Source organism: Nocardiopsis endophytica (assembly GCF_027706725.1).
Taxonomy (GTDB): domain Bacteria; phylum Actinomycetota; class Actinomycetes; order Streptosporangiales; family Streptosporangiaceae; genus Nocardiopsis_A; species Nocardiopsis_A endophytica.
Genome location: NZ_JAQFWQ010000082.1, coordinates 1 through 19317, shown reverse-complemented (window position 1 = coordinate 19317; position 19317 = coordinate 1). Strand labels below are relative to the sequence as shown.

Sequence of the window (19317 nt, the reverse complement as noted above, 5' to 3'; positions counted from 1 at the left end):
GCGGGGCGGGTCCTCAGGCGAAGGTCCGCCCCGCCCACTCCCACTGGCCGCGGAAGGGCCGCAGCATCGGCACGACGGCGTCGGGCGCGCCGCCGCCCGCCAGCAGTGCGTACAGGTCCTCGGCGTGCCCGAGGAGCAGGTCGAGCGCCTCGGCGTGCGGGAGGCGGTCGGCGAACAGGGCGCGCTCGTGGTCGGCGGCGACCGCCGGAGCCCCCGGACGGGCGGCCAGCGCGGCGGCCCGCGAGCACAGGTGCTTGACGTCGTAGGTGATCGGCCCGAAGGCGTTCACCGCGCTGAGCAGGAGCGCCTCGCCCGCGGTGCGGCACATCAGCTCCCGCGCCGGGGACGGCAGCACCGTGGTGTCCTCCAGCAGGCTCAGCGCCATCACGAAGTTCAGGGCCGCCGCCGACGCGCGCACGGTCTCCTCGCCCAGGCGCGGGCGGAGCCGGTCGACCAGGCGGCCGCCGTACAGGGGGACCCCGATGGTCAGCCGCTGGACCAGCCGCACCTCCAGCGGCTGGAGGTTGGGCAGGTCCGGGGGCGCGGCCGCGCCGTCGGTCGGGCCGGCGGCACCGGCGGCGACGGCGTCCACCCGGGAGAGCTCGTCGGCTCGGGACCGGTCCACGTACTCGGTGTTGACCACCAGGCCGCCCACGACCGTGTCGAAGCTGTCGCCGAAGGTGGAGGGGTGGTTGGTGGCGCCCGGCGGCCGGGCGGGGGCGGACCCGTCGGTGAGCACCAGCAGGTCCAGGTCGGAGGTGGGGTTGAACTCCCCGGTGGCGTAGGAGCCGGTGAGCAGCACCGCCTGCGCGGGCCGCGGGTCCAGGACGCGGGCGTCCTCCAGGTCGCGCGGGGCGATGCCGCGGGCGGCGAGCGCCTGCACCACGCCGCCGGGCAGGGAGCGCAGCGCCTCGGCGGCGGTCGCTGCGGCGGGGGCGCCCATCAGCGGCTCCGCGCGGCGCGGATCGCCTCGGCCGCGGCGTGCAGGTCGGCGTCGGGCAGCAGCGGGTAGTCCTCGCTGCTCTGCACCACCGCCCCGTTGTCCAGCACCTTCTCCACGATCGCGCCCTTGAGCATGCAGTCGTTGAAGGGGCCGTCCGCGGTCTGCGGCGCCAGGTGGACGTGCAGGTGGTCGAAGGAGCCGCCGAAGATGTAGACGTACACCAGCTCGGCGCCGGTGGCCTCCTTGATGGCGGCGGTGCTCTCGGCCAGGACCGGGCCGAACGTCGCCGCGGCCTCGCCGTCGAGCTCGTGCACATAGCGGATGTGCCGCTTGGGCTCCAGGAAGGAGAAGCCGGGGGCCTCGCCGACGACGGCCGTGGTCAGCCTCCAGTTCTCGTCCTCCCACACCTGGACCCGCATCAGGTCCGGGTCAGCGTCCACGCCGCGGCACATGATGCAGTCCGCCACGATCACCACCCAATCAACGGATTTCTGGGGCCGGAATTCAGGGGCGCCCTTCCGATTTCGCGTTCCGGCGGAATCCGTTCCCTTTCCCTTTTCCTTGCGGCGGGGTCGGGAATTCGGGCGCCCCGTTCGTCCACCCCTTCCTACCCGACCGCTGGGGAGCCGTCCAGGGCGGAATGGGAAATCGCCTTCCGGCCTCGAGTGCAAGTGGCTGTCATGAGGAATGCAAGGCCCTGTCAAGGGCCGATTGGCAGGGTGTTCGGCGTCCCTTCCCGCAGGAGGTGCCGTGCCCACCGAGGAACTCATGGCCTTCGAGCTGCTGGCCGACCGCTTCGCCGAGGTCAATGACCGGATCGACCTGCCCGACGCCGATTTCTACCGCGGCCTGGCCCAGGGTGTGCGGGGGCCGGTGGCCGAACTCGGCATCGGCGACGGCCGCGTCGCCCGGACCGTCCGCCCCGGCACCGGCGTCGACGGCTCCGGCCGGGCCCTGGAACGGTGCCGCGAGCGCGTCGGCGACGGGATCCGCCTCATCGAGGCGGACCTGGCCGAGTACACCCTCCCGGCGCCCGCGGCGCTGTCCTACGCCGCGCTCAACACGTTCAATCACGTCGCCACCCGCGGCCACCTGCGCCGGGTGCTGGACAACGTGCGCGCCAACACCGAGCCGGGCGGCCTGCTGGCCTTCGACGCGGCCCTGCCCGACCCGGCCAAGCTGGCCGCGCGCGACTCGGTGGTCGTCGAGCGCTTCGCCGACCCGGCGGTGCGCTGGGAGGACACCACCCGTGTGGTGGACCTGGCCGACGGCCGCGTCGAACTGGGCATCCGCTTCGAGCGGCTGGACGCCTCGGGCGCGGTGGCCGACCGCGTGCACGGGCCGCCGCTGCCGTTCCGCTTCCTGTGGCCCGAGGACATCCCCGAGGACCTGCGGGCGACCGGGTGGCGCCTGCTGGACATGTGGGGCGACTTCTCCCGGGGGCCGCTGCGCGCCGACGGACGGACCGCCGTGGTGCTGGCCCAGGCGCAGGGGGACGGGCGATGAGCGCGCCGTGGAGGTCGGAGGAGGTCGCCGCCGCCGACCGGGCCACCGCCCCCTGGGACTGGCTGGTGGACGCGCACGCGGACTTCGACGCCCGGATGACGGCCACCGGGCCGGAGCACCCCTGCTACTTCGGGGTGCGCGGTCAGCGCCGGGGCGACAACCGCTTCGCCGCCGTCGACGACCGCCTCCCCGGGTTCGGGCTGGACGCCCTGGCCCGCACCGTGCGCGCCTTCCGCGACGAGGCCTGGACCGGGGCGCCCCGCAAGTCGCTCATCGTCTTCGCGGGCCCACCGCGCGCGAAGGCGTCCCTGGAGGAGGACACGGGCCGGTTCTGGGCGCTGCTGGAGGGCCTGAGTGAACGGGACCGTGACCCGTGGCCCTCCGACGTCCCGGAGGACCCGGCCGACCCCGCCTGGCAGTGGTGCTTCGCCGGGGAGCCGTGGTTCACCTTCATGGGCAGCCCCGCCTACGGCGCCCGCCGCAGCCGGGATCTGGGCCCCTGCCTGACCCTCGTCTTCCAGACCCGCCGCGTCTTCGAGGGCATCGGCGGGTCGACCCCGGCCGGGCGGTCGGCCAAGCGCCGGATCCGCGCCGGGCTGGCCGGCTACGACACCGTCGCCCCGCACCCCCACATGGGCGACCCCCGCCGGTCCTCCACCCACAAGTGGCGCCAGTACGCGCTTCCCGACGACACGGCGGTCGCCGACCCGCAGGCGTGCCCCTTCCGCCCGCCCGCGTCCCGGCGCCCCGGCCGGGCCGCCCCCTGACCGGGGGCGTCCACGCGCAGAGAGGAGCAACCATGGGCCAGACCGATGAGCGCTTCTGGGAGCGGCACGTGTTCGTGCTGCTCAGCCCGGACGCGCTGCACCGGGGGCTGCAGGGGCGGATGGCCGAGCGCCTGGCCGCCGAGGGCTTCCGCCCGGCGGCGGCGCGCCTGGTGCGCGCCGACCCGGAGATGATCGACGACCTGTACGCCGACGTGATCGCGGGCCAGTGGCAGACCTGGCGCTACCGGCTGGTGGACGCCCTGTTCTCGTCCGGCCCGTCGCTGGCGCTGCTGTGCCGGGGCGCCGACCGGCACGCCGACCCGCACCGGGCGCTCGCCGAGCGCAAGGGCCACCAGCACCCGCACCGCGCCGCCCCGGGCACCATCCGCGCCGACTTCGGCGCCGTCAACAGCGTGCTGGGGCTGATGCACTCCTCGGACGGGCCGCAGGAGTCGGCGCGCGAGGCCGCGGTGTTCGGCCTGTCCCCCGCCGACGCGGGCGGGGCGGACGCCGCCTACCTGTGCGGGCTGGGCGGCGGCGGGGCCGAGGAGCGCCGGGGCTTCGACGACGTCCTGGCCGGGGTGCGCACCCGGGCGCTGCTGGCGCTCTGGGAGGACCTGCCCGCCGGGGTGCGCACCCGGGCCGGCGCCGCCTTCCCCGACAGGGGCGCGCTCGGCCGCCCCGGCGCCGGGGACGCCTTGGCCGACCTGGTGGCCGGGCACGTGCGCGGACCGCTGGCCGAGGTCCTGCGCTGCGAGTTCACCCCCGACTGGCAGGAGCGGGTGCGGATGCGCACCGTGCTGGAGGAGCTGGAGCGGATCGGGGTGCGCCCCGACGCCTGGGAGCACCTGGTCCTGGAGACCTCGCTGTACTTCCCGCCCGCGCGCGGCGGCGCGGCCGCCGAGGCGGAGGCGGCGGCCTGATGGGGACCGCGGCACGGGTGCGCGTCACCGTCGAGGACGCGATCGGGGGCATCGGGCGCGGCGCCTGGGAGCGGCTGGCCGCGGGCGCCCCCGCCTTCTACGGCCACGCCTTCCTCCGGAGCATCGAGGAGCGGCCGCTGACCGCCGGGTCCAAGGCTTTCTACCTGGTGGCCCGGGACGGGGCCGGGGAACCGGCGGCGGTGCTGCCGCTCTACCTCGCGCACACCGCCGACCCCTTCGCGGCCGACCCGGACGCCCCCGCCGTCCGGATCCTGGCCGGGCACATGTGGCACTGCTACGACACGGTGCTGCCCTCCCGCCTGCCCGTCGGCCCCGGCCTGGTCGGGCCGCTGTGGGAGGCGCTGGCGGACCTGGCCGCCGACACCGGGGCCGACACCTGGGGCCTGGTCAACATCCCGCTCGGCGGGGAGCTGGCCTCGGCGCTGGAGGGGATCGGGCTGGAGCTCCAGGAGACCACGCCCCGCTACCGGCTGCCCCGCGACCCGGGGCCGGCGTCGGTGGACGACCACCTGGCCGGGGTGGGCCGCTCCTCCCGCCGCACCATGCGCCTCTACCGCAGGCGCGCCGCCGACGCGGGCGCGGTGGTCCGGTTCGACACCCCCGACCGGGCGCTGCGGCGGGACGTGCTCGACCTGTGCCTGGCCACCGCGGACAAGCACGCCCCGGGCTACTACCCGCCCGACGAGCTGGAGGCCCTGCTGCGCGCGCTCGGCGAGGACTGCCGCATCCTGCGCCTGGAGCTGGACGGCACCCTGCTCGCCGCCTCCATCTGCCTGCTGGACCGGCGCTCGGCGCACTTCTGGGCGGGCGGGAGCCTCTACCCGGACGAGCTGAACTGGAGCCCGCAGTACGTGCTCTTCGCCGCCGAGATGGAGGCGGGACTGGGCACGGGACGGCCCGTGCTGGAGTTCGGGCGGCGCAACGACGAGTTCAAGACCCGGTACGGGCTGCGGCAGGTGCGCCTGGGGCGGGTGGTCGGATGACCGCCGTCGTCCCCGGGTTCGACGAGAAGGCCTGGTCCCTGCTGGAGCACGGCTCCCCGCTGCAGAGCCCCGCCTGGCTGCGGGCGATGGGCGGGCGACTGCCCGGCGCACCGCACACCGTCGTCGACGGCGCCGATGTGGGGTTCTTCGGCGCCGTTGTCACCGACCCGGACGCCTACGAGGCGTACAACCCCCGCGCCGTCCTCTGGCGCGACCCGCCGGTGTTCCCGGTCCCCGACCCCGTGCGGCGGGCGCGGCGGCTTGAGGAGCTGCCGGAGGCGCCCGGCCGCGCGCTGCCCGCGCTGGTGTTGGTGGCCCCCGGGTACCTGGGCGACCCGGCGGGCCGCCGTGCCGAGCGGGCCGATGCGGTCGGCCGGTGCCTGAGCGGCGCAGCGGAGTGGGGGCGCGCCAACGGGATGGCGGCGCTGTACGTGCTGTACACGCGCGGTGCCGCGGTCGAGGAGGCGGTGGCCGGGCTCGGCGGTGTGTCCTTCCCGCTGACCGAGCGGTGCGCGATGCCGGTGTGGTGGGACGGCTGGGAGTCCTACCTGGCCGGTCTGGCCCCGGGCCGCCGCCGCGAGGTGCGGCGGGAGCGGCGCCGCGCCGAGGAGGCGGGGGTGGAGGCCGTGCGGGTCGACCCGCGATCCGACTTCGACCGCATCCTCCAGGGCCGGTGCTCCCTACTGGAGCGCTATGGCCAGCGCGCCGACGCCGATGCCGAGCGGGGGCGGCTGGAACGGCTCCTCGCCGAGTTCGGCACCGACCTGACCGCCTACGGCGCCCGCCACGACGGGGAGCTGGTGTCCAGCTGCATCGCCGTGCGCACCGGGCGGACGATGCACGTCGTCTACACCGGCGCCTCCGAGGCCGCCGAGCGGCTGCCGTTCGCGCACTTCATGGCCGCCTACTACGCGATCGTCGACCACACGGGGCGGTCGCTCCTGGACGAGATCGACTACGGCATCGGGCACACGCGGGGGAAGGTGCTGCGCGGCTGCACCCCGGCTCCGCTGCGCGGCCACGCCGTCGCCCTGGAGCCCGCGCACGCCGACGAGCTCCGGCGGGCCGCCGCCGCGCTGTCCGAACCGGTCGCGGCGGCCCCGGCCCCGCCCTGACCGCGCCGTCCCCCGCCCGCCCCGGCGCCCCGCGCCGCCCGCCCCCACCGGGAACCGAGATGGAGGTCCGCATGCCCGACACCGCGTCCGACCCGGCGTCCGAAACCGTGCCCGGGTCCGCCCTCGGCGACGACCTGCAGGCCAGGGCCGCCGCCCTGCTGCGCTCGACCGCCAACGACCTGAAGCGCAACGACCGCGACGCCGAGGCCGACCTCTCCCTGGCCCCGGGCGCGTTCGCCGAGTACACCTCAGGCCGCCGGCCGGTCACCTGGGAGCTGATCGAGCGCGCCGCCCGCGTCTGGCCGGTCAACGAGCGCGACCTGCTCCCGGTGCGCGACGACGCCCCGACCGGGGTGCGCGTCTGCCGCGCCAAGGAGTCGGCCGCCACCTCCCGCGTGATCGAACGCGGCGGCGGCCCCTACTACGAGTACCGGGACACCGCGATGTCCAGGCTGTCCTCCTACCGGCCCGAGTGGATCCGCATGCTGCGGACGGTGGACGACGACGCGCCGGACAACCCGGCCGTCGAGTGGAACAAGGGGCACCTGCTCTACCAGTTCACCTACTTCGTCGGGCCGGTGAACTACTACCACGAGTGGGAGGGCGTCCGGCACTGCGTGCCGATGACCACCGGGGACTCGGTGTGGGGGCTGCCGTTCGGCCCGCACTCCTTCGCCGCCCGCAGCGACGCCGAGCCCGCCTACATCCTCGCCCTGACCTACGGCGGGGACCTCACCGGCGACGCCCAGCGGGAGATCGCCGCCCTCGGCACGGACGCGGCCCGGGACCTGGCCCTGCCCAGCGGCGCCGACGGGGCGCTGCTCGCGTCGTTCCTGCGGGCGCGCGCCATGTCCGCCGAGGAGCTGGCCCGGCGCAGCGGCCTGTCGCCCGACCGTGTCCACACCCTGTGCACGGGCGCCGGGCGGGCCGAGTGGTCCGAACTGGCGGCGCTCGCCCCCGCCCTGGGCGTCCCGGTCCGGGAGCTGCTGGCCCCCGCCACCCGGGCCCACGACGGGGTGAGCGTGCGCAAGGGCGCCGGCGTGCGCCGGTGGACCTACCCCGACGCCCGCCGCCCGGCCTACCGCATCGCCGAACTCGCGGGCGACCCCCTGCACCCCCACACCAGCGCCCTGGAGGTGGAGGTCCTCACCCGGGAGGAGGGCGGGCCGCCGCTCACCACCCACCAGCACCAGTACGCCTACGTCCTGGGGGAGGCCCCGGTCACCGCCTCCTGGACCCGCGACGGCCGCAGTCATACCGAGCGGCTGGAGCCGGGCGACTCCGCCTACGCCGTCCCCGGGGTCCCGCTGTCCCTGGCGGCGCCCGAGGGCGGCCCGGCGCCGCGCCTGCTGCTCCTGCGCATCCGCGGCGCGGTCACCCCCGACGTGCGGTTCGCCCTGGGGGCCATGGCGGCCGACGGCATCGACCGGTACGTCGCCGAGGACCGGCTCTGGTACTGAGCCCGCCCGCGGGCGGCCGAGCGTGAAAGGAAGCGAGCGTTGCCTGAACGACCCACCTCCAAACCGGAACGGCTCCGACGGCTCCTGGAAGGCGCGGACCCCGTGCGCGCCGTCGGGGCGCACAACGGGCTCACCGCCCGGCTCGCCGAACGCGCGGGCTTCGAGGCGGTGTGGTCCTCCAGCTTCGAGCTGTCCGCCAGCCAGGGCCTGCCCGACGCCAGCCTGCTCGGGCTGGCCGAGTTCGTCGACGCCGCCGAGGCCATGGACGCCGCGGTGGACCTGCCGGTCATCGCCGACTGCGACACCGGCTTCGGCGGCCCACTCAACGTGGCGCACGCCCTGCGCCGCTTCGAGCGGCGCGGAGCGGCGGCGATCTGCATCGAGGACAAGGTCTTCCCGAAGATGAACAGCTTCGCGCGGACCGCGCACGACCTCGTCCCCACCGAGGAGTTCGCGCTGAAGCTCAAGTCGGGGCTGCAGGCCCGCACCGACCCCGACTTCCTGCTCATCGCCCGCACCGAGGCGCTGATCGCCGGGCAGGGCGTGCCCGAGGCGCTGGAGCGGGCCCGCGCCTACGCCGCCGCCGGGGCCGACGCGGTGCTGGTGCACAGCAAGAGCACCCGCCCCGACGACATCCTGGAGTTCGGCGCGCGCTGGGACGGCGGCGTCCCGCTGGTGGCGGTGCCCACCACCTACGGGCAGGTGCACGAGCGGGAGCTGTTCGACGCCGGGTACCGCATCGTCATCTACGCCAACCACGGGCTGCGCGCGGCGGTCAGCGGCGTCACCTCCACCCTCGACGCGCTGGCGGCGGCGGGGCGGGCGCGAGACGTCGAGGACGGCATCGCCACCATGCCCGAGCTGTTCGAGCTGCAGCGCATGCCCGCGGACTTCAAGGCGGCCCCGTGATCGGCGGCCGGGCGTTCCTGGACGCGCTCGCCGAACGCGGGGTGGGGCTGCTCTCCGGAGTGCCCTGCTCCTACTTCGGCGCGCCGATCCGGGAGCTGGAGTCCTACGGGGGCATCGACTACGTGCCCGCCGCCAACGAGGGGACGGCGCTGGCGACCGCCGCCGGGGCCGCCCTGGCGGGGGTGCGCGCCGGGGTGATCGCGCAGAACTCCGGCTTCGGCAACCTCGTCAACCCGCTGACGTCGCTGGTACTGCCGTACCGCATCGGGCTGCTGGCGATGGTGAGCATGCGCGGGTGGCCCGAGGCCGGGCCGGGCGAGCCGCAGCACCGGTGGATGGGGCGGGTGGTGCCGCGCTGGCTGGACTCCCTGGAGATCCCGCACTGGACGCTGCGGCCCGGCGGGCCCGAGCTGCCCGCCCTGCTGAAGGAGGCCCAGCCCGTCCTGGACTCCGGGCACCCGGCGTTCATCCTGGTCGCCAAGGGGGCGGTCGAGGCGGCGCCGGCCGCCGCGGGCCCCGGTGCGCCCGGGGCGGGCGCGCTCACCCGCGAGGACGTGGTGCGCGCCGTGCTCGCGGAGGCGGGGGAGGCGCGGCTGATGGCCACGACGGGCTACCTGTCCCGCGCCCTGTTCAACCTCGGCGGGCGGGACGGGGACTTCTACATGCAGGGGTCGATGGGGCACATCGCGAGCCTGGCCCTGGGCGCCGCGCTCGCCCGGCCCGAGCAGCGGTTCGCCGTCCTCGACGGCGACGGGTCGGTGCTCATGCACATGGGGGCGCTCGCCACGGTGGGCCACTTCGCGCCGGAGAACCTGGTGCACGTCGTCTTCGACAACGGCGGATACGAGTCGACCGGCGGGCAGGCCGCCGCGGCCTCCCGGACCGACCTGGCGGCGGTGGCACGCGCCTGCGGGTACCGCGAGGCGTTGGCCGTCGACGGCACCGGTGCGGGCGGCGCACCGGGCGCGGACGCCGTCGGCCCCGAGGCGCTGACGGCGGCCGTCCGCAGGGCGATGCGCACGCCCGGGCCTGTCGCGCTGGTGGTGCGCGGGGTGCAGGGCGGTTCGGCCGGTGAGCGCGCGTCGGGCTCGATCACGGTCGAGGAGATCGGCGCACGGTTCTCCGCCCGCCTGGCGGAGGGGACCGCGTGACCGGGCGCGCGCTGGAGGGCCTGTCCGAGCGCACCGAGGTGCGCTTCGGGCGCGGCGCCCTGGACGCCCTCGGCGAGGTGCTGGAGGAGCGCGGGGCGCGCCGGGTGCTGGTGGTGCACGGGCGGTCCTCGTTCCGGTCCGGGACACAGGCCGAGCGGGTGGCCCGGGCGGCGCCCGACGTCCGGTTCTTCGGCGGGATCCGCCCTAACCCAGGGGTCGACCAGGTCGCCGAGGCGGTGTCGGCGGCGCGCCGCTTCGCCCCGGACGCGGTGGTGGGCATCGGCGGCGGCAGCGCGATGGACGCCGCCAAGGCGGTCGCCGTGCTGGCCGCCCCGGGCGCCGGCGGCGCCGATGTCTCCGCCCACCTGCGCAGCCCCGAGCTGGTGCGGTGGCCGAGGGTGCGGACGCTGGTGCTGGTTCCCACCGTCTCGGGGTCCGGCAGCGAGCTGACCCGGTTCGCCACGGTGTACGAGGGCGGGCGGAAGCGCTCCCTGGACCACCCGGAGTGCGCGGCCGACGCCGCGCTGGTCGACCCCGACCTGACGGCGTCGGTGCCGCCGCACACGGCGGCCGCGAGCGCGCTGGACGCCTTCTGCCAGGGCGTGGAGTCGTACTGGTCGGTGGCCGGGACCGAGGCGTCGCGGGAGCTGGCGCTCGGCGCGGTCGAGACGGTCGTGCCGCCGCTGCTCCGCGCAGTGGGCGGCACAGGCGGTGCAGGCGGCATGAGCGGTGCAGGCGGCACGGGGGGCACGGACGGCGCCGGGTTCGCCGACCCGGGCCTGCGCGAGGAGCTGGCCCAAGGGGCGCTCATGGCCGGGGCGGCCATCGACCGCACCCGCACCACGGCGGCGCACGCCCTTTCCTACGGGCTCACCGCCGGGCACGGGGTGCCGCACGGGTACGCGGTCGGCCTGCACCTGCGCTGGCTGGTCGGCCACAACGGGGCGGTGACCGAACAGGACAACCGGCACCCGGACGGCGCCGGAGCGCTGCGCGGCCTGGTGGAGCGGGTCCGGAGCGCGTGCCGCCACGCCGGTGCCGACGGTGTGGAGCACCTGGTGGGCCGGGTGCTGGCCTTCGGCGGGATGCCGGGGTCGGTGCCCGAACACGGCGGGTGGGCGGAGGCGCTGGCCTCCCGGCGCGCTGGCAACAACCCGCGCGCGGTGACCGAGCGCGACGTGCTCCGCGCGATGACGGAGCGATGACGGAGGACACGGAGAGGATGCTGACCCATGGCTGACGGCCGACCCCGCGTTCTGTACACCGACCCGCCGTGGCTGGCGTCCGGCGACGGCGCCGACCCGGCCCTGGCCACGGTCGAGACCGAGGTCCTGGGGCCCGGCGTCGAGCTGGCCTTCGGCCGCCGCGAAGGCGGCCGCTACCTGCTGGACGTGCCGGACCTGGCCGAGCGGGCCCGGGGCGCCCAGGTGCTGGTGGTGTACCGCTGCACGGTGACGCCGGAGCTGCTGGACGCGGTGGGGCCCAGCCTGCGGGCCGTGGTGCGCCAGGGCGTGGGCGTGGACAACCTCAACGCCCCGCTCCTCGCCGAGCGCGGGCTCCCCGGCTACAACGTGCCCGACTATTGCGTGGACGAGGTCAGCGCGCACACCAGCGCGCTCGCGCTGTCGTTGGAGCGGGCCGTGGTCCCCCAGCACCAGGGCCTCACCGGCGGCACCTTCGACATCTATGCGGGCGGGGTGCCCAGGCGCACCAACCGGCGGACGCTGGGCGTGGTCGGGTTCGGCAGGATCGGGCGGGCGGTGGCCGCGCGGCTGGGCGCGTTCTACGGGCGGGTGCTGGTGTACGACCCCTACATCGGCCGCGACCTGCCCGAGGGGTACGGGGCGCAGGCCGTGGACGACCTGGACGAGCTGCTCGGGCAGGCGCACATGGTGACCCTGCACTGCCCGCTGAACGACGAGACGCGGGGGATGTTCGATGCCGCGGCGCTGTCCCGCATGCGGCCGGACGCCTACCTGGTGAACGCGGCGCGCGGTGCGCTGGTCGACCCCGAGGGGCTGGGCAAGGCGCTGGAGGAGGGGCGCATCGCCGGGGCCGGGCTGGACGTGTTCTCCCCGGAGAACCCGCACGACGACCCGCGGTGGGCGCCGGTCCTGGCCCACCCGCGCACGGTGGTGACGAGCCACCGCGCCTTCCTGTCCGAGGAGGCCGAGGACAGCAGCCGCCGCCGGGTGGCCGAAGCGGTGGCCGATGCCTTGGCATCCCGCCCGATCCGCGTGGGACGGGTGCTGCCGGACCCGGAAGGGGCGGCCTGATGCCGTACTCCCGCCGTGAGACGGCGCGCGAGCCGCGGTCCATAGGGTCCACGGCGGCACAGGACCGCACCGAGCACACGGCGGCTTCGGACCGAGGCGATGACCGCCCCGTGGCGCCGGGGCGCATCGTGGGCGGACTCCGCGGACGCCATCGGGGCGGGGCCGCCGCCTGCGAGGGCCCGGACGGGCACGGCGGTGTCCTCGGCCGCTGTGAAGCGGTTCCGGCCGGCCGGACGACCGTGGGGCGGTTCGCGCCGGAGCCCCGCGACGTGGTCGCGGGCCAGGGCATCGCCCCCACCCGGCGTGGCCGCCGGTACACCCGCCCGGCTCGCGGACACGGGCCGGAGAACGACCACGAAAGGACGGCGGCATGAGCCTCTCTCCGACGGCGGCCGTCTCCCATGGGGACGGCGTCATCGCCCTGACCACCGGGGACGTGCGCGTTCCCGTCCACCCCGAGCGCGGGGCGGCGGCGCCCCGCCGGGACGACCAGCCCTACCCGCCGCCCGCCGGCGGCGCCGAACTTCGCTCCCTGGTCGCCGAGCACGCCTCCACAGGCGCGGCCGAGGTGCCCCCCGACGCGGTCCTGATCGCCCCCGGCGCCCGGGTCGCCGCCCTGGTGGTGCTCCGCGCCGCCGCCGAAGGCGGCGAGGTGCTGCTGCCCACGCCCTACTGGGCGAGCTACCCCACCGTGATCGGCGCGGCCGGTGCGAAGGCCGTCCCCGTGCCCGGAGCCGTCGGCACCGGGGTGCGGGCGGCCGACCTGGAAGCGGCGCGCACCCCCGCCACCCGCGCGGTCGTCGTGAACTCGCCGCGCAACCCCGACGGCGCCGTCACCCCCTCCGAGGAGCTGGCCGCCGTCGCCGAATGGGCCGGCCACCACGGCATCACCGTCCTCTTCGACGAGGTCTACCGGGGGGTTCCGCTGCGCGGCGGGCACGCCCCGTCGGCCCTGGACCTGTTCGGCACGCTCCCCGAGCACTGCGCCGTGCTCGACGGGCTGAGCAAGAGCCACGCGCTGGCCGGGCTGCGGATCGGGTGGGCCCTGGCCTCCGGCGGCCTGCTCAAGCGGGCCCAGGGCCTGGCCTCCCACCTGGTCGGCGGGGTGTCGGCGGCCGTGCAGGCCACCGCCGCCGAGGCGGTCCGCGACCGGGGCCTGCCCGAGCGGGTCGGCGGGCCCCTGACCGAGAACATGCACCGGGCCGCCAAGACCCTGGACGCCGTGCCCGGGGTGTCCTGCCCGGAACCCGGGGGCGGGATCTTCCTCTTCCCCGACCTGTCCGGCTGGCTCGCCGAGCGCGCCCCCGAGGCGGCGCGGCGGGACCCCGTCGGGTGGCTGCGCGAGGAGCACCGGGTCGCGGTGGTCGACGGGGCCGCCTTCGGCGCCCCCGGCCACGTGCGGCTCTCCTTTGCCCTGCCCGCTGAGCGCCTCGACACGGGTCTGGGCCGGCTGCGCGCCGCGCTGGAGGGCGGCGGGCATGGGTGAGCTCACCGTGGACACCGCCTACCCCGCCTCCTGGCGGGCGGCCGCGCCGCCGCTGCTGGCGGACGAGGTGTGGAGCACGGCCATGGCCGGACGGATCGAGGGAGAGCAGGTGTGGTTCAGCCGGGGAGAGGCCCCCGGCGGCGGCCCGGAGTTCGGCATCGGCGGGTTCGTCGTCTCCGACCCCGGTGCCTACCCCCTGGGCAACGCGGGCACGCTCTTCGCCGACCCGGACTCGCCGCTCGCCCCCGAGGCGGCGCGGGACGGGCTCACCGGCCTGGACAAGGACGCCCTCTACCCGCACCTGCTGCTGACCTACCCCGGCTACGCCACCTTCCCGATCGGCCGCGGCGACGCGGCCGAGGGCCTGGCCGCCGTCGTGGAATGGGCGCGGGAACGCGGCCTCGCGGCGGTCGCCCTGCCCTACACCGAGGCGGACTCCCCCCTCGACCGGGCCGCCCGTGCACTCGGGGCGCGCGAGTTCGACCTGGGCGGCGACGCCTACCTGGACGTGCCCGAGGACGGGTTCGACGGGTACCTCGCCGCGCTGCCGTCCAAGCGGCGCACGGCGGTGCGGGCCGAACGCCGGGCCCTGCGCGGGCACGGGGTTCGGGTGCGCGTCACCGAGCGGCCGGACGCGGCCCTGCTCGACCGGATGGCCGGGCTGAGGACCGCCAACCGGCGCAAATACGGGCTTCCCGCCGACCACCGTGCCGAGCTGAAGCGGCTGGAGACGGTGGCCGCCGCACTGGAGGGCAGGACCGACCTGGTCGTGCTCGACGCGGAGGACGGCGGGCCGCCCATCGGCTTCACCCTGTTCGTGCGGGACGGCGACGTCTGGCACGCGCTGTACACCGGCGCCGACGAGGACGACCCGCGCGCGGTCGGCGCCTACTTCGAGAGCACCTACTACACCCCCGTCGAGCGCGCCCGTGAGGCCGGAGTCCGGCGCATCTCCTACGGCCTCGGCGCGGACGAGGCCAAGCGGCTGCGCGGCTGTTCGGCGGTCCCGGTGCGCGGGTCGCTGCTCGGGCTCGTCCCGGCGGCCGCGCGGGTCGCGGACCGGGCCGCCGACGTGTGGAAGGAGGCCGCGGGATGAGCGGCGGAGGCGTGGCGGCGCTCCGGTCGCGCCTGGGCGTGATCGGCGAGCGCGACTTCGGGATGCTGTGGACCGGGCGGGTGCTCTCCCTGCTGGGCGACTACGCGTTCCGGATCGCCCTGATCACCTACCTCATCACCGAGACCGGCAGCCCGTGGAGCCTTGCGGTGGCGGGCGCGGTGCTGACCCTGCCGTCCCTGGTGTTCTACCTGTACGGCGGGGCGGTGGGGGACACGGCGGACTCCCGGCGGCGGATCATGGTCGCCGCCGACGTGGGCCGGTTCGCGGCGGCCGGGGCGATCACCGTCGCCGTGCTGCTGTCGGCGCACCCGGCGGTGGTGGTCGTGCTGGCCCTGCTGCTGGGGGTGGGCGAGGGCTTCTTCATGCCCGCCTCGTTCGCCCTGCTCACCGAGATCGTGCGCAAGGACCGGCTGGTCGCGGCGAACTCGGCGAACTCGGTCGGCCAGCAGATCGCGCTGATCGCCGGGCCGATGCTGGGCGGGGTGCTCATCGGGGCGCTGGGCGCGGCGGCGGCGTTCGGGTTCAACGCGCTGACGTTCCTGGCGTCGGCGGTGTGCATCCTGGCGATCCGCAACGCACGGAGCAGGCGCACAGAGGAGGCGGAGGCGGCCGCCGCCGAAGCCGACCCGGTCGCTGCGGACACCCCCGAGTCCGCGGCCGACGGCTCCGGTGACGCGGGTGGCGACGGCGGCGGAAACGGCCCGCGCAAGGTCCTCTCCGACATCGCGGGCGGTTTCGGCTACGTGCTGGGCCACCGGTGGCTGGTGGTGTCGTTCGCGGTGGGCATGCTGGCCAACGCGGTGTTCACCGGGAGCCTGGACGTCACGGTGCCCTTCGTGCTCTCCCCCGGCGGCGTCGAGGAGGCGGCCGACCTCGGCGGGTTCTACGCGCTGGAGGGGGCGGGGGCGCTGCTGGGCGCGCTGATCCTGGTGCGGCTGACGGTGGTGCGGGTCGGCACGGGGATGTTCGCGATGCTGGCGATGATGGCGGCGGCGCTGCTGATGGTGGGGGTGTTCGGGGACCATCCCGGGGCCTTCGCGATGGCCGTCGTCTACGGCGTCGGGCTGCACTTCTTCAACTCGCTGTTCCCGTCCCTGCTCCAGGCGAAGGTGCCCGAGCACCTGATGAGCCGGGTGGGCAGCATCGTGTTCCTGGCGTTCAACGGCCTGATGCCGCTGGGGACGCTGGTGATGGGGCCCGCGGTGGACGCCTTCGGCCCGCTCCCCGTGCTGATGGCCAGCGGCGGCGCGGTGGCGGTGATGTGCGCGGCGGCGGCGCTGCTGCCCAGCATCCGCGCCCTGCGCATGGACGACGGCAGCGGAGACGGAAGCGGAGGAGGAACGGACGGCGGAGAGGAGAAGCGCACCAGGCCGTCCCCGGCGTCCGAGGGACCGGCATAGCCCGCCCCCCACCTGTCGGCGCCGGTCGGCGGTTTCGGTCGTGCGATAAGTCGACATGCGGACATGGGGTCAAGGCGTCCTGCCGTCAAAGCGGCACGGCGCCGAGCCGACAGGTCGCCATGGCGCCACAGCGTCCTGGCCTCATGGCGCCGACGGTCAGCGGTCCGCCTCCTGGGCCTTCCGGATGGCCGACAGGGACGCCAGCAGGCCCAGCGCCTGCGCGCCCGGGGAGCCCTCCTCCGCCGTGTACGCCACCAGCACCAGGTTGGGGGCGTCGGGCGGCCGGAGCGTCTCATAGTTCAGGTCGAACTCGCCGACCAGCGGGTGCCGGAACCCGTACCGGCCGTGGGTCTTCTCCTTGACCGGGTGGTCGGCCCACAGGCGGCGGAAGTGCGGGCTCTCCCGCGACATCTCCGCGACCAGCGCGCCCAGTCCGGCGTCGCCCTGGTCGCGGCCGGCGTTCAGCCGCAGGAAGGCCACCACGTCCTCGGCCTTGCGCGCCCGGTCGCGGTACAACTCCGCGAACGCCTCGTCCAGGAACATCAGCCGCACGATGTTGCGCCGCTCCGGCGGGAGCGCGCCGAAGTCCGTCAGCAGCTCCGCGACCAGCGGGTTCCACGCGACCACGTTCAGGCGGTGGTCGAGGACGTAGGCCGGGACGTCCCCCATCGACGCGACCAGCAGGCGCAGCCCGGACCGGACCGCGCCCGCCTGCTCCGGGGCGGCCCCGTCCGCCGTCGACGGCGCCGCGCCCGCCGCCGGGTCCGGGCGCGCCAGGTCGTACAGGTGGCGGCGTTCGCTCGCGTCGAGCCGCAGCACCCGCGCCACCGCGTCCAGCACCTCATCGGAGAAGTGCACGCCGCGCCCCTGCTCCAGCCGCACGTAGTGGTCCACGCTCACCCCGGCGAGCTGCGCCAGCTCCTCCCGGCGCAGCCCCGGGACGCGCCTGCGCCCGCCGAAGTGCGGGACGCCCGCGTCCTCCGGGGCGATGCGGGCGCGGCGGGAGCGGAGGAAGCGCCCGAGCTCGGTGCGTCGGTCCATGCCCGCCAGTATCCACGGGCCGCGTCGGCGCATCCTGGTCACGCCGTGCCCAGGCACGGCGGGCCGCTTCCCCGGAGCGGCGGCGCGGGCGAGCCTGGGCACCGCCGCGGAGGGACCGCGGCGGGGACGAGGAGGACGACCATGGCAGTGCCGACGCGCCCGCTCGGGACGACCGGGATGGACATCACGGCGGTGGGCTTCGGGGCGTGGGCGATCGGGGGCGCGGGCTGGAGCTTCGCCTGGGGTGCCCAGGACGACGCCGACTCCGTCGCCTCGGTCCGCCGCGCCGTCGAGGCCGGGGTGAACTGGGTCGACACCGCACCGGTGTACGGCCTGGGCCACTCCGAGGAGGTGGTGGGCAAGGCGCTGGCGGGCATCCCCGAGGCCGAGCGGCCCTACGTGTTCACCAAGTGCGGGCTGATCTGGGACGAGAACGACCGGGCGGCGCCGCCCCGCAAGATCCTGCGGCCCGAGTCGGTCCGCCGGGAGGTGGAGGACTCGCTGCGGCGGCTGGGCGTCGAGCGCATCGACCTGTACCAGGTGCACTGGCCGGGCGACGGGCTGCCGCTGGACTTCACCACGGACCCGGAGAGGGAGTCCTCCCCCGACGCCGTGGAGCTGGAGGACTACTGGCGGACGCTCGCCGACCTCAAGGCGGAGGGCAAGGTGCGGGCGATCGCCCTGTCCAACCACGGGGTGCCGCTGCTCGACCGGGCCGAGGCGGTGGCCCATGTGGACGCGGTCCAGCCGCAGTTCTCCGCTCTGGCGCGGCACACCGCACCCGAGCTGGAGTGGGCCGCCGACCACGGCACAGGTGCGATCGTCTACCAGCCCATGCACTCCGGGCTGCTCACGGGCGCTTTCACCAAGGACCGGGTGGCGTCGCTTCCGGACGACGACTGGCGGAAGACGTCGCCGGAGTTCACCGACCGCCTGCGCGGCAGCCTGGCGGTCGCGGGGGCGCTGCGTACCGTGGCGGACCGGCACGGGGTCCCGGTCCCGGCGGCGGCGGTGGCATGGACCCTGGCGTGGCGCGGGGTGACGGGAGCGATCGTCGGCGCGCGGCGCCCTGAGCAGATCGACGGCTGGATCGGGGCGGGCTCGGTGGAGCTGACCGAGACCGACCTGGACGAGGTGTCCATCGCCATCGCGGCGGCAGGCGTCGGGGCCGGCCCGGTCCGGCCCTGACCCGTGGCACCCCGGATGGTCGGCCCCGGCGTCCGGCCGAGCACGCGCGGGGGGCGGCCGGTCCGGGGGCGGCCGGTCCGGGGGCGGCCCTCGGCGGCGCCGGGGCGGGGTGGGCGGGAGCGCCCGGTGCGGACGGCCCGACCCGCTCCCGCCCGGCCCTCGCCCCGCGTCCGCCGGGGTCACTCCTCGTCTGGGCCCGCACCCACCGGCTCGGGGAGGGGCTCGCCCGTCTCCAGGAGTGTCTTGAGGCTGGAGAGCACGGCGGGCCACCCCTCGCTCAGCATCTCCAGGACCGTGCTGCCGGGGTCGAAGCCGTCGTGCACCAGCTTCAGGCGGACCACCGGGCCGAGGTCGTCGATGGTGAACGTCGCCTTCGACCGGGTCTCGGCGGCCAGCACGGACCGCAGGTCCTCAGAGACCCCGACGGCCTCGGCCCATTCCGGCGTGAAGGTGTGCCAGGTATAGGACAGCCGTCGGTGCGGCTCGGCCGCCAGGACGACCTGCTCGGGGTGGTCGACCTCGGCCCCGTGCTCCACCCAGGTGATGGTCGACCCGGGATGCCAGTCCGTCCGCAGCTCCGCGCCCCAGTAGCGCCGCGTGAGCTCCGGATCCGTGAGCCCTCGCCAGAGCCGTTCCGGACCGGTGCCGATGAAGGCCGTGTACTCGAACGCGTCCCCGTCCATGGGTCCCCTCCCCTGTGATCTCCCCCGATGCCCTGCCCACGTGGGACGGGCCGGCGGCGCGCGCATCGAACCGCCCGCGCCCGCACCCCCGGTACTACCCAGAGAGCCTTCCGCCGACTTCCTGTCTCCGTACTCGTGCGCATCCGCTGGAGTGCTGTCGTTTCTGCCAGTCCGGAACAGCGCTGTCGGGCGCGGCGCGTGTGGGTGGTCACCGTTGATGGCGGCGACGGCGACAGCCGGGTGGTTCCCCGGCGCTGCCTGCCGTCCGGCGGGTTCCTCGGGGTCCGGGCGGGCGGCTGACCTGGCCCCCCGCTCAAGGACCCCGGCCGGGCGCCGGGCCGCCTGAGT

Annotated in this window: 18 protein-coding genes; 14 read left to right on the top strand and 4 right to left on the bottom strand. The window is 76.0% G+C overall.

The window, feature by feature from the left end:
• Positions 1-13: 13 nt before the first annotated feature.
• Both O4J56_RS23130 and O4J56_RS23125 read right to left on the bottom strand, forming a co-directional pair.
• Positions 14-943: a nucleotidyltransferase domain-containing protein gene (locus O4J56_RS23130; protein WP_270688612.1), complete on the bottom strand. Its 930-nt coding sequence runs from the start codon at positions 941-943 to the stop codon at positions 14-16.
• Positions 943-1383 (bottom strand): HIT family protein, encoded by a 441-nt coding sequence (locus O4J56_RS23125; RefSeq protein ID WP_270688610.1) that lies wholly within the window; start codon positions 1381-1383, stop codon positions 943-945. Before O4J56_RS23125 ends, O4J56_RS23130 begins: the two co-directional genes overlap by 1 nt.
• Positions 1384-1693: 310 nt before the next feature.
• Between O4J56_RS23125 and O4J56_RS23120 the strand changes: the two genes are divergently transcribed.
• The 13 genes from O4J56_RS23120 to O4J56_RS23060 all read left to right on the top strand — a co-directional run bounded on the left by O4J56_RS23120 (position 1694) and on the right by O4J56_RS23060 (position 16057).
• Positions 1694-2449: a methyltransferase domain-containing protein gene (locus O4J56_RS23120; protein ID WP_270688608.1), complete on the top strand. Its 756-nt coding sequence runs from the start codon at positions 1694-1696 to the stop codon at positions 2447-2449.
• Entirely contained in the window at positions 2446-3216 is a 771-nt protein-coding gene (locus O4J56_RS23115; RefSeq protein ID WP_270688607.1) for a YqcI/YcgG family protein, read from the top strand. The genes O4J56_RS23120 and O4J56_RS23115 overlap by 4 nt, the downstream gene beginning before the upstream one ends.
• Before the next feature lie 32 nt (positions 3217-3248).
• Positions 3249-4139 carry a nucleoside-diphosphate kinase gene (locus O4J56_RS23110; protein ID WP_270688605.1) on the top strand — a complete coding sequence of 297 codons (891 nt, stop codon included), beginning with the start codon at positions 3249-3251 and terminating at the stop codon, positions 4137-4139.
• Positions 4139-5143 carry a GNAT family N-acetyltransferase gene (locus O4J56_RS23105; protein ID WP_270688603.1) on the top strand — a complete coding sequence of 335 codons (1005 nt, stop codon included), beginning with the start codon at positions 4139-4141 and terminating at the stop codon, positions 5141-5143. The genes O4J56_RS23110 and O4J56_RS23105 overlap by 1 nt, the downstream gene beginning before the upstream one ends.
• Positions 5140-6258 carry a GNAT family N-acetyltransferase gene (locus O4J56_RS23100; RefSeq protein WP_270688602.1) on the top strand — a complete coding sequence of 373 codons (1119 nt, stop codon included), beginning with the start codon at positions 5140-5142 and terminating at the stop codon, positions 6256-6258. The genes O4J56_RS23105 and O4J56_RS23100 overlap by 4 nt, the downstream gene beginning before the upstream one ends.
• A gap of 71 nt (positions 6259-6329) precedes the next feature.
• Entirely contained in the window at positions 6330-7718 is a 1389-nt protein-coding gene (locus O4J56_RS23095) for a helix-turn-helix domain-containing protein (RefSeq protein ID WP_270688600.1), read from the top strand.
• 39 nt (positions 7719-7757) lie between these two features.
• On the top strand, positions 7758-8627 hold the full coding sequence (locus O4J56_RS23090; RefSeq protein WP_270688598.1) for an isocitrate lyase/phosphoenolpyruvate mutase family protein: 870 nt from the start codon (positions 7758-7760) through the stop codon (positions 8625-8627).
• A complete protein-coding gene (aepY, locus tag O4J56_RS23085) occupies positions 8624-9778 on the top strand; it encodes a phosphonopyruvate decarboxylase (protein WP_270688597.1) in 1155 nt (384 codons plus the stop codon). The genes O4J56_RS23090 and aepY overlap by 4 nt, the downstream gene beginning before the upstream one ends.
• Entirely contained in the window at positions 9775-10983 is a 1209-nt protein-coding gene (locus O4J56_RS23080; RefSeq protein ID WP_270688595.1) for an iron-containing alcohol dehydrogenase, read from the top strand. Before aepY ends, O4J56_RS23080 begins: the two co-directional genes overlap by 4 nt.
• Before the next feature lie 27 nt (positions 10984-11010).
• Complete coding sequence (locus O4J56_RS23075) at positions 11011-12054, top strand: C-terminal binding protein (protein WP_270688594.1); 1044 nt, start codon at positions 11011-11013, stop codon at positions 12052-12054.
• Between the two features lie 370 nt (positions 12055-12424).
• Entirely contained in the window at positions 12425-13540 is a 1116-nt protein-coding gene (locus O4J56_RS23070; RefSeq protein WP_270688593.1) for a pyridoxal phosphate-dependent aminotransferase, read from the top strand.
• On the top strand, positions 13533-14636 hold the full coding sequence (locus tag O4J56_RS23065; protein WP_270688591.1) for a GNAT family N-acetyltransferase: 1104 nt from the start codon (positions 13533-13535) through the stop codon (positions 14634-14636). The genes O4J56_RS23070 and O4J56_RS23065 overlap by 8 nt, the downstream gene beginning before the upstream one ends.
• Positions 14633-16057, top strand: a complete 1425-nt coding sequence (locus O4J56_RS23060) for an MFS transporter (RefSeq protein WP_270688590.1) — start codon at positions 14633-14635, stop codon at positions 16055-16057. Before O4J56_RS23065 ends, O4J56_RS23060 begins: the two co-directional genes overlap by 4 nt.
• Positions 16058-16213: 156 nt before the next feature.
• On the opposite strand, the gene O4J56_RS23055 is transcribed toward O4J56_RS23060, so the two are convergent.
• Positions 16214-17098, bottom strand: coding sequence for a helix-turn-helix transcriptional regulator (locus O4J56_RS23055; protein ID WP_270688589.1), 885 nt, complete (start codon positions 17096-17098; stop codon positions 16214-16216).
• Positions 17099-17239: 141 nt separating this feature from the next.
• Here O4J56_RS23055 and O4J56_RS23050 point away from each other — a divergent pair, with 141 nt between their 5' ends.
• Positions 17240-18286 (top strand): aldo/keto reductase, encoded by a 1047-nt coding sequence (locus tag O4J56_RS23050; RefSeq protein WP_270688587.1) that lies wholly within the window; start codon positions 17240-17242, stop codon positions 18284-18286.
• Positions 18287-18465: 179 nt separating this feature from the next.
• Here the strand turns inward: O4J56_RS23050 and O4J56_RS23045 are convergent, their stop codons facing one another.
• Positions 18466-18969: an SRPBCC family protein gene (locus O4J56_RS23045; protein ID WP_270688586.1), complete on the bottom strand. Its 504-nt coding sequence runs from the start codon at positions 18967-18969 to the stop codon at positions 18466-18468.
• Between the last annotated feature and the right edge of the window lie 348 nt (positions 18970-19317).

Bases quoted from the DNA above. Each gene is read 5' to 3' on its own strand.
- O4J56_RS23070 (WP_270688593.1), top strand. From the start codon at position 12,425: ATGAGCCTCTCTCCGACGGCGGCCGTCTCCCATGGGGACGGCGTCATC.
- O4J56_RS23045 (WP_270688586.1), bottom strand. From the start codon at position 18,969: ATGGACGGGGACGCGTTCGAGTACACGGCCTTCATCGGCACCGGTCCG.
- O4J56_RS23095 (WP_270688600.1), top strand. From the start codon at position 6,330: ATGCCCGACACCGCGTCCGACCCGGCGTCCGAAACCGTGCCCGGGTCC.
- O4J56_RS23075 (WP_270688594.1), top strand. From the start codon at position 11,011: ATGGCTGACGGCCGACCCCGCGTTCTGTACACCGACCCGCCGTGGCTG.
- O4J56_RS23065 (WP_270688591.1), top strand. From the start codon at position 13,533: ATGGGTGAGCTCACCGTGGACACCGCCTACCCCGCCTCCTGGCGGGCG.
- O4J56_RS23105 (WP_270688603.1), top strand. From the start codon at position 4,139: ATGGGGACCGCGGCACGGGTGCGCGTCACCGTCGAGGACGCGATCGGG.
- O4J56_RS23055 (WP_270688589.1), bottom strand. From the start codon at position 17,098: ATGGACCGACGCACCGAGCTCGGGCGCTTCCTCCGCTCCCGCCGCGCC.
- O4J56_RS23050 (WP_270688587.1), top strand. From the start codon at position 17,240: ATGGCAGTGCCGACGCGCCCGCTCGGGACGACCGGGATGGACATCACG.
- O4J56_RS23130 (WP_270688612.1), bottom strand. From the start codon at position 943: ATGGGCGCCCCCGCCGCAGCGACCGCCGCCGAGGCGCTGCGCTCCCTG.
- O4J56_RS23060 (WP_270688590.1), top strand. From the start codon at position 14,633: ATGAGCGGCGGAGGCGTGGCGGCGCTCCGGTCGCGCCTGGGCGTGATC.
- O4J56_RS23115 (WP_270688607.1), top strand. From the start codon at position 2,446: ATGAGCGCGCCGTGGAGGTCGGAGGAGGTCGCCGCCGCCGACCGGGCC.
- O4J56_RS23100 (WP_270688602.1), top strand. From the start codon at position 5,140: ATGACCGCCGTCGTCCCCGGGTTCGACGAGAAGGCCTGGTCCCTGCTG.
- O4J56_RS23110 (WP_270688605.1), top strand. From the start codon at position 3,249: ATGGGCCAGACCGATGAGCGCTTCTGGGAGCGGCACGTGTTCGTGCTG.